The 18,320-nt window shown below is 64.9% G+C and carries 19 protein-coding genes; 8 read left to right on the top strand and 11 right to left on the bottom strand.

The features are described 5' to 3' along the window. Nucleotides 1-4: 4 nt before the first annotated feature. Complete coding sequence (locus B208_RS0119745) at nucleotides 5-754, bottom strand: ABC transporter ATP-binding protein (protein WP_007980557.1); 750 nt, start codon at nucleotides 752-754, stop codon at nucleotides 5-7. A 254-nt stretch (nucleotides 755-1,008) separates the two neighbouring features. Here B208_RS0119745 and B208_RS0119750 point away from each other — a divergent pair, with 254 nt between their 5' ends. Together B208_RS0119750 and B208_RS0119755 are read left to right on the top strand one after the other, a co-directional pair. Continuing rightward, entirely contained in the window at nucleotides 1,009-1,458 is a 450-nt protein-coding gene (locus B208_RS0119750) for a pyridoxamine 5'-phosphate oxidase family protein (protein WP_007980555.1), read from the top strand. An 84-nt stretch (nucleotides 1,459-1,542) separates the two neighbouring features. Further along, nucleotides 1,543-2,772, top strand: coding sequence for a M20 family metallo-hydrolase (locus tag B208_RS0119755; RefSeq protein ID WP_007980553.1), 1,230 nt, complete (start codon nucleotides 1,543-1,545; stop codon nucleotides 2,770-2,772). Nucleotides 2,773-2,880: 108 nt separating this feature from the next. Here the strand turns inward: B208_RS0119755 and B208_RS0119760 are convergent, their stop codons facing one another. Beyond that, nucleotides 2,881-3,582, bottom strand: coding sequence for a DUF502 domain-containing protein (locus tag B208_RS0119760; RefSeq protein WP_007980552.1), 702 nt, complete (start codon nucleotides 3,580-3,582; stop codon nucleotides 2,881-2,883). 115 nt (nucleotides 3,583-3,697) lie between these two features. On the opposite strand from B208_RS0119760, the gene B208_RS0119765 reads away from it, so the two are divergent. Next, nucleotides 3,698-4,369 carry a helix-turn-helix domain-containing protein gene (locus B208_RS0119765; protein WP_007980551.1) on the top strand — a complete coding sequence of 224 codons (672 nt, stop codon included), beginning with the start codon at nucleotides 3,698-3,700 and terminating at the stop codon, nucleotides 4,367-4,369. A gap of 40 nt (nucleotides 4,370-4,409) precedes the next feature. Here the strand turns inward: B208_RS0119765 and B208_RS0119770 are convergent, their stop codons facing one another. The 4 genes from B208_RS0119770 to B208_RS0119785 are packed head-to-tail and all read right to left on the bottom strand — an operon-like array spanning nucleotide 4,410 to nucleotide 8,534. Further along, a complete protein-coding gene (locus B208_RS0119770) occupies nucleotides 4,410-5,555 on the bottom strand; it encodes an AI-2E family transporter (protein ID WP_007980550.1) in 1,146 nt (381 codons plus the stop codon). Between the two features lie 54 nt (nucleotides 5,556-5,609). Continuing rightward, entirely contained in the window at nucleotides 5,610-5,789 is a 180-nt protein-coding gene (locus B208_RS0119775) for a hypothetical protein (RefSeq protein WP_018129079.1), read from the bottom strand. A 60-nt stretch (nucleotides 5,790-5,849) separates the two neighbouring features. Continuing rightward, nucleotides 5,850-7,571 (bottom strand): SulP family inorganic anion transporter, encoded by a 1,722-nt coding sequence (locus tag B208_RS0119780; RefSeq protein WP_232423883.1) that lies wholly within the window; start codon nucleotides 7,569-7,571, stop codon nucleotides 5,850-5,852. Nucleotides 7,572-7,574: 3 nt separating this feature from the next. Beyond that, complete coding sequence (locus B208_RS0119785) at nucleotides 7,575-8,534, bottom strand: PrsW family intramembrane metalloprotease (RefSeq protein ID WP_007980546.1); 960 nt, start codon at nucleotides 8,532-8,534, stop codon at nucleotides 7,575-7,577. 105 nt (nucleotides 8,535-8,639) lie between these two features. Here B208_RS0119785 and B208_RS24545 point away from each other — a divergent pair, with 105 nt between their 5' ends. The 5 genes from B208_RS24545 (at nucleotide 8,640) to B208_RS0119810 (ending at nucleotide 13,621) form a co-directional block, all read left to right on the top strand. Then, nucleotides 8,640-8,786 (top strand): hypothetical protein, encoded by a 147-nt coding sequence (locus tag B208_RS24545; RefSeq protein WP_007980544.1) that lies wholly within the window; start codon nucleotides 8,640-8,642, stop codon nucleotides 8,784-8,786. A 161-nt stretch (nucleotides 8,787-8,947) separates the two neighbouring features. Then, complete coding sequence (locus B208_RS0119795; protein ID WP_007980542.1) at nucleotides 8,948-10,540, top strand: MFS transporter; 1,593 nt, start codon at nucleotides 8,948-8,950, stop codon at nucleotides 10,538-10,540. 174 nt (nucleotides 10,541-10,714) lie between these two features. Beyond that, the gene (locus tag B208_RS0119800; RefSeq protein WP_007980539.1) at nucleotides 10,715-11,548 is read left to right on the top strand and encodes a hypothetical protein; all 834 of its coding nucleotides are present in this window, start codon (nucleotides 10,715-10,717) and stop codon (nucleotides 11,546-11,548) included. 109 nt (nucleotides 11,549-11,657) lie between these two features. Continuing rightward, nucleotides 11,658-12,842 carry a galactokinase gene (locus tag B208_RS0119805; protein ID WP_007980537.1) on the top strand — a complete coding sequence of 395 codons (1,185 nt, stop codon included), beginning with the start codon at nucleotides 11,658-11,660 and terminating at the stop codon, nucleotides 12,840-12,842. Between the two features lie 122 nt (nucleotides 12,843-12,964). Continuing rightward, a complete protein-coding gene (locus B208_RS0119810; RefSeq protein ID WP_007980535.1) occupies nucleotides 12,965-13,621 on the top strand; it encodes an O-methyltransferase in 657 nt (218 codons plus the stop codon). A 29-nt stretch (nucleotides 13,622-13,650) separates the two neighbouring features. Here B208_RS0119810 and hflX read toward each other — a convergent pair whose 3' ends face one another. The 5 genes from hflX to B208_RS0119835 form a co-directional block, all read right to left on the bottom strand. Next, the gene (hflX, locus tag B208_RS0119815; protein WP_007980533.1) at nucleotides 13,651-14,943 is read right to left on the bottom strand and encodes a GTPase HflX; all 1,293 of its coding nucleotides are present in this window, start codon (nucleotides 14,941-14,943) and stop codon (nucleotides 13,651-13,653) included. 382 nt (nucleotides 14,944-15,325) lie between these two features. Beyond that, entirely contained in the window at nucleotides 15,326-16,120 is a 795-nt protein-coding gene (locus B208_RS0119820; RefSeq protein WP_007980531.1) for a creatininase family protein, read from the bottom strand. A 55-nt stretch (nucleotides 16,121-16,175) separates the two neighbouring features. After that, the gene (locus tag B208_RS0119825) at nucleotides 16,176-17,474 is read right to left on the bottom strand and encodes an outer membrane protein assembly factor BamB family protein (RefSeq protein WP_007980529.1); all 1,299 of its coding nucleotides are present in this window, start codon (nucleotides 17,472-17,474) and stop codon (nucleotides 16,176-16,178) included. Nucleotides 17,475-17,668: 194 nt separating this feature from the next. Beyond that, the gene (locus tag B208_RS24550) at nucleotides 17,669-17,836 is read right to left on the bottom strand and encodes a hypothetical protein (RefSeq protein ID WP_007980527.1); all 168 of its coding nucleotides are present in this window, start codon (nucleotides 17,834-17,836) and stop codon (nucleotides 17,669-17,671) included. Between the two features lie 21 nt (nucleotides 17,837-17,857). Then, nucleotides 17,858-18,262 carry a hypothetical protein gene (locus tag B208_RS0119835; RefSeq protein WP_232423884.1) on the bottom strand — a complete coding sequence of 135 codons (405 nt, stop codon included), beginning with the start codon at nucleotides 18,260-18,262 and terminating at the stop codon, nucleotides 17,858-17,860. Nucleotides 18,263-18,320 lie beyond the last annotated feature (58 nt).

The following is an 18,320-nucleotide window of genomic DNA, read 5'->3' on the forward strand; positions in this document are numbered from 1 at the left end:
CCCGCTATCGCCGCCCTTCGACCCGACGCTGTGAGTCGATTTTCTCGACGCGCTCGACGGTCCCGTCGAGGATGTGAACGACGCGTTCAGCGTGTTCCGCGATGTGGCGCTCGTGGGTCACCATCAGCACGGTGTTCCCCTCGTCGTTGAGTTCCTCGAACAATGCCATTATCTGGTTCCCCGTCTCGCTGTCGAGATTTCCGGTCGGTTCGTCGGCGAGGATGATGGCGGGATCGTTCGCCAGCGCGCGGGCGATGGCCACGCGCTGGCGTTGCCCGCCCGAGAGTTCGTTCGGTCGGTGTTCCTCCCGACCGCGGAGGCCGACGCGATAGAGGAGATCGTCGGCGCGCTCCCGTCGGTCGGCACGCGAAATCCCCTGAAAGACGAGCGGGAGCGCGACGTTCTCGCGGGCGGTCAGGCGCGGCATCAGGTTGAAGGTCTGGAAGACGAAGCCGATCTCCTGTCCGCGAACGGTCGTTCGCTCCGTATTGGACAGGTCGGTGACGTCACGGCCGTTGATGTGAATCGTCCCCTCGGTCGGCGTGTCGAGACAGCCGATGAGGTTGAGCAGGGTGCTCTTTCCCGACCCACTCGGACCCATCACCGCCGTGTACGACCCCCGTGGAATCGACAGGTTCACCCCGTCGAGCGCGTGAACCGGCTCGCCGAGGAAGTACGTTTTGCGAACGTCGGTCAGTGTCACCGCGTCTCTCGGCCCCTCGTCGGAACCCGTCGCCGAGTGGCTTGCTGCCATAGGAAGCGTTAGCATCCCGACAGTCTAAACCCTACTCCATACCACGAACGGCGGGGAACGGAAAAATAACGCCGGTCCGGGGTTACACTCACGGGTCCCGATTCGGAACGGGGTCAATCGGGGCAACAGCGGACGGTCGGAGCAATCGGTCGGTCAAGGCGAGACTGAACGGTCGGAGCAAGCGGGCGGCCGAGGCGAAAGCGGACAGAGCGTATTCGGTCATCGGGGACGACTATCCCCTCGGTGTATGTTCCATGACCGAACTCTCCGGCGTCTGGTCGAAGGACGAAATCGTCGCGTTCTTCGACCGGACGACCGTTCCGCTTCGACTCGCCTGCAACACGCCATCGGGACGCCTCTGGATGGTGTCGCTGTGGTACGTCTTCGAGGACGACACCCTGCGCTGTGCCACCGGCGCGAGCGCCGATATCGTCGGCCTGCTCCGGAACGATTCGACCGTCGCGTTCGAAATATCGACGAACGACCCGCCGTACAGCGGGGTGCGCGGCAACGGCACCGCGAGCGTGGAACCGGACCCCGAAAAAGACCTGCTCCGGGAGTTGCTGCGTCGGTATCTCGGCGGGACCGACTCCCGACTGGCCCGGCGATTGTTGTCCGACGACCGGACGGAGGTGACCATCCGAATCGAACCGGACCGCCTCCACAGCTGGGATTTCACGCAGCGAATGGCGGACGCGTCGTAGAATGGCGCGGCGGAGGTTCGTGGATTGCGGCAGGCCGTACCGACCACCCCCACATTCTTCCCTCCCGTCGCCGACAGCGAACCCATGGAGTTAGACGGGGAGCGATTGCGGACCGATATCGAGACGACCGGTGAGTTCGGCGCGCTGGAAGACGAAGAGCACGGTCGAACCGTCCTCACGGGGACGGAAGCGAACAGACGGGCACGCGAGTACTTCGTGGAGCGACTGGAAGACGCCGGATTGGACGTTCGCGTGGATGCGGTCGGCAACATCGCGGGACGGTGGACCCCCGAGAGCGCCGACCCGGACGCGGCCGCGGTCGCCGCCGGGAGCCACCTCGATTCGGTCCCGGAGGGCGGCATCTTCGACGGGCCGCTCGGGGTCTACTCCGCGCTGGAAGCGGTTCGCGCGATGCAGGACGCCGGAATCGAGCCGACCCGACCGGTCGAAGTCGTCTCGTTCACCGAGGAGGAGGGCCAGCGGTTCGCAAGCGGCCTGCTCGGGTCCTCCGTCGCGGTCGGGGAGCGGTCGGTGGCGGACGCGCTCGCGCTGACGGACGGCCGAACGACCTTGGCGGACGCGCTCGAATCCATGGGATTCCGAGGCGAGGGACGACTCGACGCGAGCGAGTGGGATTCGTGGCTGGAACTGCACGTCGAACAGAGCAAACGCCTCGAACGGGCCGACGTTCCGGTCGGCCTCGTCACGACGATTACGGGAATCACGCACTGCGACGTGACGGTTCGCGGCGAAGCGAACCACGCGGGAGCCACGCCGATGGACGAGCGGACCGACGCGCTGGCCGCGGCGAGCGAGTTCGTTCGGGACGTGGAGCGGGGAGCCACCGAAATCGGCGAGACGACGGTCGGTACCGTCGGCAAACTCGACGCGCGGCCGAACGCGACGAACGTCGTTCCCGGTACGGTCGAGATGAGCGTCGATATCCGCGACGTGAGCTACGACGCGATGAACGAACTCGTCTCGCGGGCGGAGGAGTCGCTGTCGCGGCTCGAAGCCGAACGAGGCGTCGAGACGACCCTTTCGCGCGGGTTCGACCTCCAGCCGACCGAGATGAGCGAGCGGTGTCGGCGAGCGGTAGCCGAGGCGGGCGAAAACGCGGGTATCGAGACGCTCGACCTGCACTCGGGCGCGGCCCACGACACGATGTACGTCGCGGGGGTGACCGACGCCGCGATGCTGTTCGCGCCGTCCCGCGACGGAATCTCGCACAATCCCGGCGAGTGGACGGCGTGGGAGGACTGTGCGACGGCGACGCGGGCGCTCGCCGGAGGACTCGCGTCGCTGGCGCGCTGAGTGGGGCGAATCGGGGACGAGGATCGAAACGGGGCAGGAATCGGGGACGGGACGGAAACGGAGCAGGAATCGGGGACGGGACAGAAAGGATTGGCGCGCGAGAGCGACTCAGTTCTGATATCGAAGCGCGTCTTGGCCGGTCAGCCTTCGGAGTTGGTCCTCGCTGAGACCGCCGGTATCGGAGTCCATCTCGTCGAGACCGACGCCGCTGGTGACGATGGCGCGGAACGCCACTTCGAGCGGAACGTCGATGTCCACGAGGTCGTCCGACGGAACGTTGACCACGAAACCGCCCATGACCGGGTTCGGGGCCATCGGGAGGAAGACGGTCGTCATGTCTGTCTCGCCGACCGCGTTCGTGACCTCCTCGGGCGTCTCCGCCGTCACGAACGCGAACGTGTAGGTGTCGTCGGTCGGGAATTCGAGCAGCTTCACGTCGCGGAAGTGGTCCTCGTCGCTCTCTATCATCGCGTCGCCCATCCGACGGAAGCTCCGATAGATGGTTCCGAACCCGGGAATTTGGCTGATGGCGTAATCGAAGTTGTCGATGGCGCGCTCGCCGAACGGGGAGTGGGCGACGAACCCGACCAGCAGAACCAGCAGGAAAACGACTCCGGTAGCGATGCCGCCGAGGACGAGCACCGAATCGACCGGAACGAACGAGAGGAGCGGCAGCAGCATATTTCTGACGAATTTGAGCAAGACGACGACGACGTACAACGTGATGAGGAGGGGAACGACGACGGTGACGCCCGTGAGCGTCGTCTCGCGGAGCTTCCCTACGACCGACAGATCGTCCGTGGAATTCATCGTTCAGCACACGAGAGCGGGAGATAAAGAGCGTACCGGCCGCATACGCAAGCAATGGAACTGCTTGCATAGGCCGCCAGCAGAGTAATCCATGGGAAGCCCCTAGCCCCACCCCATGAGTACTATCGCCGTCGTGCGGGTGCCCGCTTCGGAGTTCGCACTGGAGGCGACGCTCGAAAGGGTCCCGGGAGTTTCCTTCGAAGTCGAGCGCGTCGTCGCGCCCGAATCGGAGCGGGTGATGCCGTACATCTGGGCGACGGCTGACCCGGACCAGTTCGACGCCCTCCAAGCCGCGCTCGAAGACGACCCGACCACGGAGGACGTCGAACTGCTCGTCGATTTGGACGACGAGTGGCTGTTCCGCATGACGTGGATAGGGAAGACCCAGTTCGTCATCCACGTTCTCGTGGACGAAAGCGGAACGATCATCGACGCGACGGGAACGGACGACGAGTGGCAACTCCGGATCCTGTTCCCCTCCCGCGACGCGCTCGGGGCGACGTACGAATACTGCGAGGAGCACGGCATTCCGCTCACGATAGAACAGATATACCAACTCGACCAATCGCCCATGCGAGGGAAGTACGGACTCACCGAGGAGCAGTACGAGACGCTCATCACGGCGTTGGAGCGGGGTTATTACGACATCCCGCGCGACATCTCGGGGACGGAACTGGCCGCGGAACTCGGCATCTCGCACCAAGCGCTGTCCGAACGGCTCCGGCGCGCGTACGGGAACCTGCTCTCAAACGCGCTCGTCGTCGGGGAGAACGAACTGGGCGAGTAGACGTCTCGTCGCCATCCGAGGTGGATTCCGCTTCCGACCGTCATTCCGAGCGGTCGTCGGTCGGAGTCGGGTCGGCGTCGGAACGGTCGTCGTGGGGGGCGTCGTCGGTTTCGACCGGGTTCCGACCGAGCAGGCCCGGAAACACGACCCAGAGGAACTGCACCGTGACGACCATGATGAACGGGCCGAGGAAGATGCCGTACCAGCCGAACACCGGCGGACCGAGCAGGTAGGCGAACATGATGAGGCCGGTGGGAAACAGCCGACCGGAGAGTATCGGACGAATGTAGGTTCGGACGGCGTTATCGAACGCTATCTCCATGATGGCGAGGAACAGGACCGGAAACCACAGCAAAACGGGGTCGGTCCGAAGCGCGACGATGGCGAGGTAGAACACCACCACGAAGTAGACGATGGACCGACCGACGAGCGGGACGATGGTGGCGAGTCCCGTTGCGATTGCCACGAGCATCGTCTGTGGAATCGCCATGCCCGGCGGTGCGACGAGGTTCAACAGGGTGTAGATGACGGCGGAGAGGACGATGATGACGAAGATGGTCAGCGTGTAGCCGAAGAAGACGGAGTTCAGCCCGCGGTCCACCGCGTGGAGGTACTCGCCCGTCCGCGTTTCCTCGTCCGCGACGGTCCGCCGGAACCAGCCCGCGATTTTCCCCTCGTCGCGGACGAGGAAGAAGACGAAGATGAGCGTGAGAAACAGGTTGTACGATTGGGTCGCGAACGCCCCGATGAGGCCGCGAAACTGGAAGAGGAACGAGCGGATGGAGGGGTTTCGAAGCAGCCTCGTGACCGAATCGTACAATCGCTCGGGCGTCGTCGGAATCGCTCGGAAATCGAATCCGGGGAAGAGCACCCGAACGAGGCGCTCGACGTCGGCGACGCGAACCGTCGAGAGTTGCCCGAACGCGATGACCGCGACGGTACCCAGAAGCGCGATGAACGGGAGGACGATGACCGCCAACGTGACCGACGCCGCGATGCCGGGCGGGAGCCCGAAGCCCACCAGCCGTCTGGCGATGGGACGGGCGACGTAGTAGAGGAAGACGCCGAACACCAGCCAGCCCAGATAGCTGCCGAGCGAGGTGACGAGGACGAGGATTAGAGCGGCCGCGAACAGCCACCAGCCGAACTCGTTTCTACTCGGGCCGTCGTCGCGTCCGAATTTCATAGCATTTCCCGTGATTGGGACGAGATACGTTAAGTAGCGTGATAATTTGAGGGGTCATTCCGACCCGTCGTCGGGGGCGAGTATCGGAAGCAGAAGGCTGCCTCCCGCCGCGAACAGACCGACGAGAAGGCCACCGAGGGCGAATATCTGAGAGTTACCCGTGGGAAGCGTGAGCCAAATAGCGAACAGCACGAGCAAGATGGAGAAGAGGAGCATGTCGGTCGTTCCGCTCATACCCGTTCGTTCCACCAACCATACATAGTTATTTCGACACGACTTTTCGGGGGGAGAAAGTCAGCGATTCCGCTCCCACTCCTCGATGACGATCACGACGCGTTCGTTGAGGGGCATGTCGTCGAACGGTCCCGACGCGTCGGCGGCGGTGAGAACGTCCCGGACCGCGCCGTCCGCCTCCGCCAGTCGAAAGTCGATACCGCGTTCGTCGAGGTCCTCGGCCAGCGAAGCGAGCATGTCCGCGGCGGTCAGGTCGATGGTCGGTGAGGAACGCATGTCGAAGACGACGAGAGAGACGGGCGTCTCGCGGTCGTTCACGGCGTCGATGACCTCGGCGCGGATGGTCGGCGCGTTGGCGAAGAACAACTCGGCGTCGACGCGGTAGACGAGTACGCCGGGGACGCGCTCGTTTTCGGGGTGGCGCGACAGGTCGCCGAACTCGTCGGACCCCGGAACCCGACCTAACGTGGCCGTGTTGGGGTACGTCGCACGTCCCACGACGACGAGGAGCGAGACGAACACGCCGATGAACACGCCCGCGAGCATCCCGAAGATGAGAACGCCGAGAAAGGCGGACGCTGCCGTCACGAACTCCAACGTGTCGAGGCGGTAGATGCGGCGGAGTTCGGGCACGTCGACGAGGCCCGCGACGGCGACGATGACCACCGCCGCCAACACCGTTTCGGGGAGCGTCGTGAACAGGTCGGTGAAAAAGACGAGGACGAGCGCGAGGACGACGGCGGAGACGCCGCTCACGAGTTGCGTTTCGCCCCCGATTTCGTCGTTGAGGGCGCTTCTGGACATGCTGCCGCCGACCACGAAGCCGTGACCGAGACCCGCCGCGATGTTCGTGAGGCCGTCGGCGAGCAGTTCCTGGTCGGCATCGACCCGCTGGTCGTGTCGCCGGGCGAACGTCTCGACGGCACCCATCCCCTCGACGTAGGAGAGCAAGAAGAGCGCGAACGCGAGCGGAACGAGGTCCGGAAGCGTTCCGGTCGGCGGCGTCGGCATCGAAATCGGCGGCAGTCCGCTCGGAATCCGCCCGACGACCGTGACCCCGCGCCGCTGGAGATCTGTCACGGCGACCAGTCCGGTGGCGAGGAGCACGACGATGAGGGCGGTCGGAACGCGCTTCGCGTAGCGTTCGCCGAGGGCGAGCAGAACGAGCGCACCCAATCCGATACCGAGCGTCGGGAAATTGGTCGCGCCGAGGTGGGTCACGACGAAGCCGACGCGCTCGAAGAAGGTGCCGCTGGCACCCGAAATCCCGACCAGTTTGTCGAGTTGCGTGGCGGTGATGTACAGCGCCGCGCCCGCCGAAAAGCCGGTCAGAACGGACTCGGAGATGAAGTTCACGACGAATCCGAGCCGGAACAGCCACGCGATGACCGAGATGACTCCGACGAGCACCGTCGTCGCCCCGATGAGCGTCGCGTATTCGGTCAGCGACCCGCCCACGGCCACGGACCCGACGCCCGTCGCGACCAGCACGGCGAGCGCGGAGGTGGGGCCGTAGATGACCTGCCGGGAGGTGCCGACGAACACGTAGACGACGAGGGCGAGCAATCCCGCGTACAGACCGGTTTCGGGCGGGAGTCCGGCCAGCGACGCGTAGGCCATCCCCTCGGGTAGGACCGCGGCGGCGACGGTGATGCCCGCGAGAACGTCGGCCGGGAGCCACGACCGGTCGTATCTGGGGAGCCAGTCCGCGATGGGAAGGACGGCTTCGACGGGTCCGTTTCGACCGTCGTGCGTGGGGTCCGATTCCATTCGGTCACTCACCGATTACGACGGGGTTCGCTCCGGGCGCTCCGTCGCCTCCCGATACTTGTGCCGATAGGCCGCTATCTTCCGGTAGAGCAGCGCGAGGAAGAACCCGTCGTACACGACGACGAAGGCGATGAACGCCACCCCGGAGAGCGGCAGGTACGTCACCAGCGCGTCGTACGTCGCGTGGATGAGCACGGCGATGAGGAGGCCCTTCACCACGATGGGACCGCGATTCTCGGGGTTCCCCTTCGCCAAGCCGAGGTAGTAGCCCGCGAACGAGGCGTAGATGACGTGCCCCGGTCCGACGAACGACCGCTGTGCGGCGGTGCCGACGGCGATGCTGGCGAGCCTCGACATCGGGAGACGTCCCGCCGTGAACAGCGCGTTCGTGATGTACGTGAAGTTCTCGATGGTGGCGAAGCCGAGTCCGGCGAACGCGCCGAACACCGCGCCGTCGATGGCCGCACCGAGGTACGGCGTCCGATAGGCGTACAGTCGGGAGGCGAGCCATTTCGAGGTCTCCTCGACCGGCCCGACGACGACGTAGAAGAAGGCGACCGTTCCGACGACCGGAATCAGTTGGAAGACGGGTTGTAAGGTCGTGTTGAGCAGGGCGGCGAACCCGGCGAACAGCACGCCCAGAAGGAACGTCACCGCCAGCGGCGCGAGGGGTTCGCGCTGCACGTCGTCGCCGTACCAGATGAGCGCGGCGAGCACGAACGCCGGGATGACCGACAGGAACGTCAACACGCCAAGCGCCGGTTGCAGGAAAAGGATGAATCCGGTCGCGGCGAGTTGCGCGACGAACAGCAACACCGCGAGCGCGACGAACACCCGCCGCCAGTTGCCCGTGAGGCCGCGGTAGATGGCCACCGCCGCCCGGTCGGTTCGCGTGCGTTCCTCCCACGTCGTCACGTCGTAGAGGTCCTCCTCCCCAAGCGACGTCTCTATCAGGTCGTCCTCGCTCCCACCCATACATCGTACACGTGACGATTCGTCATAACGATTGGTGGCGAAACGAGTCCGCACGGACGAGCGGGCCCATCAGTTTTATTCTCGCGCTCGTCGTTCCACGGTGGCATGGCACTCCTCTCGACCGAAGAAGCCGACGTGCCGACGCAACCGCCCGAAACCGGACGGGAGGGCGTGAAGATGGTCGCGCTGTGGATACTGCTCGTCGTCGCATTGGTCGTCCTGACGAGAGGGAGACGCGGGCGTCGGCGGTAGGTCTCCCGCCGTTTTCGACGGGACAGAGCTTTGACCGTTCCGAGCGTTTTCACACGCCGACAGCGAACACCAACGGGGGAACGGAACGGTCGCTGTCGGGGGAGAAGGGTGAGAGTGAATCGGTCGAATTCGAGGAAGGAATCGTCCCGGAGAGAAGTCCCATGACCGACGAAGAGGAATCCATCACGGTCTGGCAACCGCTTCGGGAACCAGTCTTCCGAGCGATGTGGACGGCGGCGCTCGTGTCGAACGTCGGGACGTGGATGCAGAACGTCGGCGCGGCGTGGCTTATGACCTCGCTCACCACCTCGGCCCTGTTCGTCGCGTTGGTGCAGACGGCGACGACACTCCCCGTCGTTGTCGTCTCCCTTCCAGCGGGTGCCATCGGCGACATCGTGGACAGACGCTGGCTCCTGCTTTCGATACAGGTATGGATGCTCGTCACCGCCGGACTCCTCGGCGTGCTGACCGCGACTGGACAAACGACGCCGTGGATACTGTTGCTCCTCACGTTCTCGCTCGGGTTTGGGACGGCGTTCATGAACCCGACGTGGCAGGCGATTCAACCCGAGTTGGTGTCGCGGGACGAACTCCCGGCCGCGATTTCGCTCGGTGCCGTTGGCTTCAACATCGCCAGGGCGGTCGGGCCAGCGGTCGGCGGCCTCATCCTCGCAGCGACCGGAGCGGCCACGGTATTCCTGCTCAACGCGCTCTCGTTCCTCGCCGTGCTCGTCGTCGTGTATCGGTGGCGTCGTGAGCCGTCACCCTCCGAACTGCCGCCCGAGCGGGTTTCGGAGTCGATACGTCGGGGCGTTCGGTTCGTCCGCAACGACCGCGGTCTCAGGTCCGTGCTGGCGCGGACGCTGACGTTCATCTTCTTCGCCAGCGCGATTTGGGCGCTGTTGCCCCTCCTCGTCCGCAATCAACTCGGCCTCGGTGCGAGCGGATACGGCCTCGTGCTCGGCGTGACCGGCCTCGGGTCGGCGGCGGGAATTACCGTCCTCGAACGGGCGCGACAGCGGTACACCACGAATCAGGTCGTCCTCGGCGCGTCCGCGCTGTTCGCCGCCGTGCTGGTGGTGCTCGGAACCGTCCACGTCGTCGCCGTCGCTCTCGTCGCCGTCGCCGTGGGTGGAATCGCGTGGATTTCCGTGCTGTCGAGCCTGAACACGGCGGTACAGACGCTCTCGCCGGAATGGGTTCGCGCCCGGACACTCTCCGTGTACATGCTCTTCTTCCTCGGCGGAATGGCAATCGGCGGGTTGGCGTGGGGCGCGGTGGCCGACTATCTCGGCACACCAGAAACGCTCGTCGCGGCGGGTGCGGGGTTGTTCGTCGGACTCGTGGGTGCGATTCGCTGGCGGTTCCCTGTCACAGACGACCTCGATTTGCGCCCGTCCGCCCACTGGCCCGACCCGGAAACAGCGTTCGACCCGAACCCCGAATCGGGACCGGTACTCGTCAGCGTCGAGTACCGAATCGACCCGACGACGACGGCGGCGTTCTTCGACGCCATGCAGGAGTTGGAGACGGTCCGACGACGAAACGGCGCGCGTTACTGGGGCGTGTTCCGCGACACGACGACGCCGGACCGATACGTCGAGGTCTACCTCACCGGCACGTGGATGGCTCATCTCCGCGAACACGAGCGCGTATCGGTGGCGGACCGGGAGATACAGGAACGAGCGGCGTCTTTCCATGTCGGCGAGGGACCGCCGACCGTCTCTCACTTCGTTTCGGAGATGGACGGGTGAAGGAGGCCGGATGGACGATAGAGGGGTGGCCGGTTCACCGCCGGAGAACAAGGCTCGGGTACGTCAGGAACGAACGTGGCGGATGGCGAATATTTATCTTCGACACGAACGCCGATTACGTATGCGCCCTCCAACGCGGAACGAACGTCTCGGTCGTACCGGCGGTGGTCACGCGTGAGTTTCGGCGACTACCTGTCGGACGGATTCGACCGCCTCGGAACGCTGTTACCGCTGGCGCTCGTCCCGCTATTTGCGACGTTTCTCCACCTCGATAACATCCGAAGAGCGACGAGTTTCACCGGCTATCACTTGGGGGCGACGTTTCGCTTTCCGACGGCGATTCCGACGTTCTGGACGTTCGTGAGCCTCCCGAATCAGGGGGTCGGCGTCCACGTCTCGCCGACGATGTACTTCGCGCCGGTCACCATCGTCGTCGAGAGCGTCCTCGCGGCAGGCTATCTGGGGAGCGTCCGCGACGCCATCGAAACCGGACGCTACGACTTCGCCCGGAACGCGAAGGAGTACTTCGTCCCCCTACTCGGCTACACGCTCCTCGTGTGGGCCGTCCTGCTGGTGGCGTTCGGCGTGGGAGTGGCGTTCGCGCCGCTGCTCTTCGTCGCGCTTCCCGTGATGTTGATACTCAGCTACCTGTTCTACGGCACGCCGTTCCTCGTCGTCGTGGACGACTGCTCGCTGGGGGAGGCGCTCCGGCGGAGCAACGACCTCGCCGTCGGCGGTTCGGACGCGGACACGACCTACGGTTCGTTCGGCGTCGGCTACCTCGTCTTCGTGTTCGTGGCGTCGCTGGTCGGAACGCTGTTCATCAATCTCGGAGTCGTCGGGGTCGTCCTCGGCGCGGTTCTCTCGGCACCCGTCGCGCTCGCGCTGACGGCGGCGACCGTCGAATTCTTCGTCGACCTCGGGGGGCCGAACCGCGATTCCACCGACCGGCCGCCGGAGGACCGCCCACCGACCGAACGTCCGCCGACGGAGCGGTTCGACTACTGACCACTTCGTCGGCGAGTCTGGGCGCTTATCACGGTCGCCACCGAACGGGCGGGCATGAACGATGCAGTCGGAAACGACCGGTATCCCTCCGGCCGGAGGTCGGTGACGGATGAGAAATAGCGAACCGGCCGACCTCGCCGAGGTCGTGACCGAGCGGTTCGGCGGCGACGGGGCGGACGTGACGGTGGCGTCGGCCCCCGGCCGGGTCAACCTCATCGGCGGACACACGGATTACAACGACGGCTTCGTCCTCCCCGTCGCCATCGACCGCCGGACCGCGGTCGCCGCGAGACCCCGCACCGACCGCACCGTCCGGGTGTTTTCGACGAACGTCGGCGAGACGCGGACGTTCTCGCTCGACGCGCCCGCGACCGAGGAATCGTCGTGGGTCGGCTACGTCGAAGGGGTCGCTCGCTCGCTGGCCGACGAAGCGCCGTCCCCCGTTTCCGGCCTCGACCTCGCGGTACGGGGTAACGTACCGATGGGCGGCGGGCTGTCCTCGTCGGCGTCGCTCGAACTGGCGGCCGCGACCGCGCTGAACGAAACGTGGACTCTCGGTCACGACCGGACGGAACTCGCGGACCGCTGTTGGCGGGTCGAACGTGAGTTCGTCGGCGTCGAGTGCGGCATCATGGACCAGTTCGTGGTCGCGCTCGGGGAATCGGACCGGGCGCTGTTTCTCGACTGCCGGACGCGTGAGTACGAACGGTACCCTCTCGACGGAGACGTTCGGGTCGTCGTGACGAACACGAACGTCGAACACGAGTTGGTCGATTCGGCGTACAACGAGCGAGTCGCGCAGTGTCGGGAGGGCGTCGAACTGCTCGCCGAGTCGCTGTCGCACGACGTGAACGCGCTCCGGGACGTGTCCGTGGCCGAGTTCGAGGAGCGAGCGGAAACGCTTCCGGGGACGGTGCGAGACCGCTGTGAACACGTCGTCCGCGAGAACGAACGAGTGAAGACGGCCGCGAACGCCCTCGAAACCGGCGACATGGAGCGCGTCGGGGCGTTGATGGGCGAGTCCCACCGAAGCCTCCGCGATTCGTACGAAGTCAGCTGCGAGGAGCTGGATTTCGTGGTCGAAACCGCCGAGTCGGTCGATGCCGAACTCGGGTCACGCATGACCGGGGCCGGATTCGGCGGTTGTGTTGTGAGCCTCGTCCGGTCGGATTCGGTCGAATCGTTCACGGAGACGGTTCGAGCGGCGTACGCCGCGGAGACCGGCATCGAACCCGACATCTTCCCGTGTGCGGTTGGTGACGGCGCACGGGTCGAGAACGGGCCGTCGGAGTGACGGGTGTCGGACGATTGGCGATAGCCGACGGACGACAGCGACGAGTGACGGGCGGCGGACGACGGTTTGACTCGTCGTCCGTGCCCATGAGAACTATCTTCCCGCCGGGCGTATCTGGGGGCATGACGGAGATACTGCCGGACGAGACGAAGCGCTTCCTTCGTGCCGCAATCGCCGACCCCGACGAAACGCTACAGGAGATGGAAGAGCGCGGCGAGGACTTCCCGACCGTCGGGCGCGACGTGGGGCAGTTCCTGCGGGTGCTCGCGTACGCCGTGGACGCGGAGCGAATCTTCGAGTTCGGGTCCGGATTCGGCTACTCCGCCTACTGGTTCGCCGAGGCGCTGCCCGAGGACGGCGAAATCGTCCTCACGGAGTTCGACGACGACGAACTCCGCGAGGCGCGCGATTACCTCGAACGGGGCGGGTTCGCGGACCGCGCCGTCTTCGAGAACGGCGACGCGAACGAAATCGTCGAGCGTCACGACGGTCCCTTCGACGTGGTGCTCATCGACCACAACAAGGACGGCTACCCGGAAGCGTGGGACGCGATTCGGGAGAAAGTCGCACCCGGCGGCGTCGTCATCGCCGACAACGCGATGGTTAGCGGGATACAGGACTTCGACGCGATTCTCGCCGCCATGGAGGGCGAAGACCCCGAGATGGACGCCGAAACCCGCGGCATCGCGGAGTACCTGCTGGCGGTGCGCGACGACCCGGATTTCGAAACCTCCGTCGTCCCGCTCGGCGAGGGTATCGCGGTGAGCTATCGGCGCTGAAACGCGAGGGGTTCGGGTTCGGCGTGTTCCTACGTGTCGGTCGCCGAAACCTCGTTCGCCTTCGCTTTCGCTCGTTCGACGACCGACGGACGGCCGCGTATCGTCGCGGAGACGGTTCCGTCCGCGTAATCGACGCGCTCGACCGTCACGCGGTCGTGGAGCCACGACACGACGGACATCGCGTCGGAACAGTTCGGCATCGTCAGGTCCGCCGTGGCGGTCGGAAGGCGTTCGTACACCACGTCGGTCAGTTGGTCCACGTTCGTGTCGTTCGTGACGCTGATGGGAATCGGCATGGGAGCCAACTCCGAGACCGCTTCGAGGCGCCCTTCTCGCTCGTCCTCGTCGAGCAGGTCGATTTTGTTGAGCGCCACGATGACGGATTCGGGTTCGACGCCTTGGGACGAAAGGACGTCGAGCGAGACGCGGAGTTTCGACCGAAGGTCCGAAAGGGGGTCGCTCCCGTCCGCGACGAGGACGACGACATCGGCGGCCGCCGCCTCGGAGAGGGTGTCGCTGAACGATTTCACGAGCCAGTGTGGGAGTTCCTGCACGAAGCCGACCGTATCGGTCACGAGGACCGGTCGGCCGTCGATTGTCGTCCGACGCGTCGTGGTTTCGAGCGTCTTGAAGAGGCGGTCCTCTATCGCCGCCGTCGCGTTCTTATCCGAGTGGTCCGGCTCGGCACTCGACAGGTTGAGTTCGTCCGCGAGTCGGTGCAGGAGGGTCGATTTCCCGGCGTTCGTGTACCCCGCGATGGTCACGAGGTCGAAACCCTGCTCCCGACGCCGCTCGCGGAACCGTTCCGCCGGACTCGGCAGTTCGTCGAGTTTCCGTTCGAGTTCCCGAATGCGTTTTTCGGCGTCGTGGACGCGCGTTCCCGTCTCCAGCATGACGTTCATGCGTTGCGGGTCGGACTCGGCCTTGATACGCGGGAGTTCGTACTTCAGGCGCGCGAGTTCGACCTGCAACTGCGCCGGTTTGGTGCTCGCCTGCTCGCCGAAGATTTCGAGGATGAGGCGGTATCGGTCGTAGAGTCGGGGTTCGTCGGGAAGGGCGTCCCGGAGTTGCTTCGTCTGTCCGGGCGTGAGTTCGTCGTCGACGACGACGAGGCGAGCGCCGGTGTCGGCCGCGTCGTCCGTGAGTTCCTCGACTTTCCCGGCACCGAGATACGTTCCGGGGTCTTCCGCGCGTGTTTGCGTCACTTCGCCGACGACCTCGTACCCCGCCGCGGAGACGAGGGCGGTGATTTCGTCGGTTTCGACCGGCGCGCTGTCGGCGCGTTTGGCAACGAGTGCTGGTGGTGTTGAACTATCTGTCATGTCGTGGGATGGCTGCTACAGGTTGGGTGGCGATACCGACCGCTCACGAGTCCGAGCGCCGTTCGAGCGACACGCGAACTCGAAATTCGACGGAAGCCGCGCTCAGGGAGGTCCGTCGGGACCTCGGGAACCGAGCGCCGACTCAGAAGAGGAAAAGGGTCTCCATGTCGTGTTCTACACTGCATCCGCTCGGAATAAAAAGGTTAGTGCAAAATGATATCATTTATCATGGCCCGACGCCGCGAGCACACAGTGCGCGGGGCTTCGTGACTGAACGTTGGTTACTGTGATATACTATTATCTACTAATTAATACTGAATTCTACTATTTGCCATCGAAAAATACTGAACGGAGTTCGTCAGCGACTGTAGTCAACTATCGACTATCGCCGACTGCCGGGTTGCGGGTCCACGTGCGGTTTCGCCATCAGGTCTGAGAACCGCGCGTCGTCGAGCCAATCGAGCAGTTGAACCAACTGCTCCGTCGCCGCCTCGAAGATTTCTTCGCCCTTTTCGGGCGTCGCGTCGGTCTGGTCGCCGAAGACGCCGTTTTCGCTGTTGTCGATGGCGTCGTAGTAGTTCCGCGCGCCGTGAATCGTGGGGTTTCCGTCCAAGAGGTTCACCACGCCTCCGTCGCGGGCCGCTTCCAGTTTGTCCTCGCGCACGAGTTCCGGCGCGATGTGCATGATCATCGCCGTCTCCTTCGGGCCGCCGTGCGGGCCGTTGTGTTCGAAGATGTCGCTCACGAGTTCGGGAATCGACTCGTCCCACATCCACTCGACGGCGAAGGCCGCCTCGTCTTCGCGCAAGCGGCGGCCGACTTCGCGGAGGTGTTGCATGTTGCCGCCGTGGGCGTTGACGTAGACGATGCGGTCGATGCCGTGGTAGGTGAGGTTACGCGAGAAGCTCTCGACGTAATCGCGGAACTGCGGCGGGTCAACCGACATCGTTCCGTGAAACTGCATGTGGTGCGTGCTGACGCCGACGTTGATTGTCGGCGTGCAGAGGTAGCCCGCGCGGTCCGCCGCCTCGCGGGCCAGCGCCTCCGCGATGAGGTGGTCGGTCGCGAGCGGCAGGTGCGGGCCGTGCTGTTCGGTCGAACCGAGCGGAACGACGGCGACGGACTCTTCGGCCACGTAATCCCCGAGTTCGGGCCACGTCTGGTCGGCGAGGTACATGCGTGTGGGAGGGTGCCGCGGGAGCATAAATTTCAGCCCCGCGGAAAATACGTGGTCAATCCAGACAGTGACCGGCGAGCGAGAACCCGCACGATTCGAACGCGTACACGGTGTCGGAGTTGGCGGTGACGACCGCGAGGCCGTCCGAGAGCGCGATAGACGATTTGAGACCCATCCCGCTTTCGATGCCGCCGAACGCCAGTTCCTCGCCGCTCTCCGGGTCCAAAACGGCGATTCCGTCGTTCGACCGATTCGTCACGGCGCCCACGTAAATCGCCTCGTCCGTGATGGCAGGCGTCGAGCGCTCGACCCCCGACGGGTAGTTGTGTCGCCACAGTTCATCGCCCGTCGTCGCGTCCAACGCGACGAAGTTCCGGAGGTTTTCGCTGAAATACACTCTCCCGCCCGCAACCCCCAGTCGGCGGCCGAGTCGCGTTCCGCGGCCGGAAACCCGCCACTGCTCGTCGCCCGTCTCCGCGTCCAGCGCGACGACGAACGCCTCCTCGCCGTCGTCAGATTCCGCCGAAACGTAGACGCGGCCGTCGGCGAACACGGGCGGGCCGTACGCCGCTATTTCTTTTTTCCACAGTACGTGTCCCGATTTCCCATTCAGCGCGACGACGCCGTAATCCAGTGCGGCGAGGTAGACGACGCCCCTCGCGTACGCTGGCGGGAAGGTCCACCCCGGTCCGTCGGTTTGCGGAACGTGTTTCCAGACGACCTGCCCGGACGAGTCGTCGATGGCGTACAGCGCCTCCGTCGCCTTCGGACCGTCGGAATCGGCCGTGACGCTCGCCGTCGGGGCGTAGACGAGTCCGTCGGTAACGACCGGATGGGCCGACCGCAAACCGCCGTTGGTGGGTCCGCCGTGCATGGGAACGTGCCAGCGCTCCTCCCCATCGGTGGTCAGACTGTGGAGGCCGTCGAAACACTGGAGATAGAGGTTTCCGTTCGCGTGAACGACGGAATCGCGGTACACATCGTTGACCGTATCGAGCGTTCCCCTCCCGGTTGCGACCGTGAAATCGTCTTTCCTCTCTCCGGTATCGATATCGAGGACGCGGATACCGACGTTCGTGGGACCGTCCGAATGCTCGTCGTTGCCGTACCCGACGTACACCGAATCGTCCGCGAGGACTGGCGAGGAGACGTTGTAGGTCTCGGGAATGCGGGCCGACCACTTCACCACGGGGTTCGACTTCGGCCCGCGATGCCGCGGGGCGTCGCCGCTGTTTCGCACGTCGTAGCCAGCGCGGGGCCAGTCGCCGCGAATCGAATCGTCGCCGGTACACCCAGCGAGGAGACCGACCGAACCGGTGCCGACGGCGGCGAGCACGTCACGTCTGGAGGGCATCTGACAGAAAACGTGGGACGAGTGGCATAAGTTTTCTTAAACGCGTAGGCGTACATCGCCATCGTACCGATGTAGCCGACCAGCAGCGTCCATCCGACCATTCCGGCCAGCGTCGGCCGGTGAAGGAGGGCCTCGATGAAGGCGACCGCACCGCCGGACGCTTCGGTCGCCGAAGCCAGTTCGTTGAGTTTGACCTACGAGTAGCCGGTCGCCATGACGACGATACCGGTGACGAGGTAGGCGATCCACGCGGTCGGCCCCGCAACCTGCGCCACGACGCCCAGTACGGCGAAAATTCCGCCGCCGATGATTCCCCCGAGGGCGAACGAGACCGTTTCCGTGAAGCCCAGTCGTTCCGTCACGATTCGTCGGGGGAGGTAACGCTACTCATCTGCTGCCTCCCGTCGTCGCGTTCGATAAAGCGTGTAAATAACGTACGCCGCGATGAGCGTGACGAGGGCACCAGCGATGCCGTCGCTCCAGAGAACGGCGTCCGAGACGAGGGTGGAGACGAGCGAGATACCGAGGACGACGAGCCCCAACAGGGCGATCATCCACTCGCTGACGAACGAGAGCGCCCGGTTTCGCAACAGTCCGACGACGTACAATCCCGCAAACAGGACGATAGCGATTCCCAGCAACGCGTGGTCCGGGACGCGAAACTCCGATCCAAACGTGAGCGGCGAGACGGCGATCCACACGCCGAGGAGAACGAGAACGCCGTGCAACCAGACGAGTCTCCGGCGCTCGGGTTTTTCGAGTTGCGGAGTTACTGATGCAACACCCATCGTGATTCCCCGTTTCCAGAGTATGGCGACGGCGGCGAGCACAATAAGCGTACGCCAC

This window comes from Haladaptatus paucihalophilus DX253, assembly GCF_000376445.1.
GTDB classification, from domain to species: Archaea; Halobacteriota; Halobacteria; order Halobacteriales; family Haladaptataceae; genus Haladaptatus; species Haladaptatus paucihalophilus.